The sequence below is a fragment of the Endozoicomonas sp. SESOKO4 genome (assembly GCF_024606275.1).
On the sequence record NZ_JAHHPS010000554.1, the window covers coordinates 1 to 1731 of the forward strand.

The 1731-nt window shown below is 50.0% G+C and carries 1 protein-coding gene; it reads left to right on the top strand.

The features are described from left to right. The first annotated feature begins 287 nt into the window (after positions 1 to 287). Positions 288 to 1655 carry an ABC transporter transmembrane domain-containing protein gene (locus KDK16_RS10710; RefSeq protein ID WP_257276085.1) on the top strand — a complete coding sequence of 456 codons (1368 nt, stop codon included), beginning with the start codon at positions 288 to 290 and terminating at the stop codon, positions 1653 to 1655. Positions 1656 to 1731 lie beyond the last annotated feature (76 nt).

Genomic DNA, 1731 nt, shown 5'->3' on the forward strand with positions numbered 1-1731 from the left:
ATATAGGGCCACCTGATAGGACATGTCAAATTTCATCTTCTTCCAATGTGAATATGAGCCGGATGGTTGGGCTTCCGGACGCTTACCCAAAACCATACTTCTTGCGAGCCCCTTCAGGAACCACTGCCGGAACTTGCATCGATCAAGAAAGAGCTGTAACGGGTTATGGATGATCTAAACTTACCGCTTCGCAACAATCTCTCCACAATAATCTGAGCGAAAGCCAGATGTGGGAATAATACTTTAAACGAAGAAATATCATACGACGGGGGACGCACAGTAGAGCGATGTATGAATCCAACATCAAATCAGCAGCTGCCGCACTTGCTCTCCTGCTGAAATTCCACGAAAAGAATGTCGACATCAGCTCGCTGATTCATGAGCTATCCGGTAAAGATGTCAGTATCGACTTACGGGAACTGGTCAGGGTATCCCGGCGCCTTGGCATGAAAGCCCGGAAGGTTACAGTTAAAAACAACCTTCATAAAGCCCCTCTCCCCTTCATTGCCCAGGGAAAAGATCAGCAGTTTTTTATCATTGCCAGTTTCGATCCGGAGAAACAGACTGTCATGGTACAACTTTATGGTCAGCAGCCGTGTATTCTGAAACTGGATGAACTCTGGAAAAACTGGGATGGCAGCGCTCTCTGGATGACCAGACGGTTTGATTTGAGTCACACCATGAAACGCTTTGGCATCAGCTGGTTTATTCCGGTGGTGATCAAATACCGCCGGGTATTGGGCGAAGTGGTTCTTGCCTCGTTTTTCCTGCAACTGTTCGCCCTGATTACCCCAATCTGTTTTCAGGTGGTTATGGATACCGTGCTGGTGCATCAGGCCATCTCCACCCTGAATGTTATTGCCATCGCTCTGCTGGTCATGTCGTTATTTGAAGTGACCCTGGGAACGTTGAGGATGTATCTGTTTTCCCACACCAGTTGCCGCGTGGATGTGGAACTTGGCAGCCGCCTGTTCGAACACTTGTTAAAAATACCTATTGCCTATTTCAGTGCCCGGCCTGTGGGTCAGGTGGTGGCTCGGGTTCGGGAGCTGGAAAACATTCGGGAGTTTCTTACCAACAATGCCATGACTCTGGTGCTGGATCTTTTTTTCACCATTGTTTTGTTTATCGCCATGTACTTCTATTCGTCGACGCTCACCTGGGTCGTACTGGCTTCCATCCCATTTTACATTCTGCTTTCCGTACTGATCAGCCCCGGCCTGCACAACCGCGCCAAAGAACGGTTTGAGCGCAGTGCCATTAACCAGGCCTTCCTGACGGAAGCAGTTACCGGCATGGAAACCCTGAAGTCAACCGCTGTTGAGCCAAGAATGCAGTCCCGCTGGGAGCGTTATCTGTCGAGCTATGCCAAAGCCAGTTTCAACAGCAGTGTGTTGGGCACGGTGGGCAGCCACCTGGTAGAGCTGATTAACAAAATTGTCACCGTAGCACTGTTGTGGATTGGCGCCAAAGAGGTCATCAGCGGCAGTCTGACTATTGGTGAGCTGATTGCCTTCAACATGCTTTCAGGCCAGGTAGCCCAGCCTATCCTGAGACTTTCCCAGCTCTGGCAGGAGTTTCAGCAATTCCGGATATCCATTGCCCGCCTGGGTGATGTTCTGAACACGCCAGGAGCCACAGCAAAGTCTGGATAAACCACCCATAGCGGCACTTCAGGGCCATATACAGATGGAACGGGTCAATTTCAGTTACAGCTGCGAACTGCAGAAC

Bases quoted from the DNA above. Each gene is read 5' to 3' on its own strand.
- KDK16_RS10710 (WP_257276085.1), top strand. From the start codon at position 288: ATGTATGAATCCAACATCAAATCAGCAGCTGCCGCACTTGCTCTCCTG.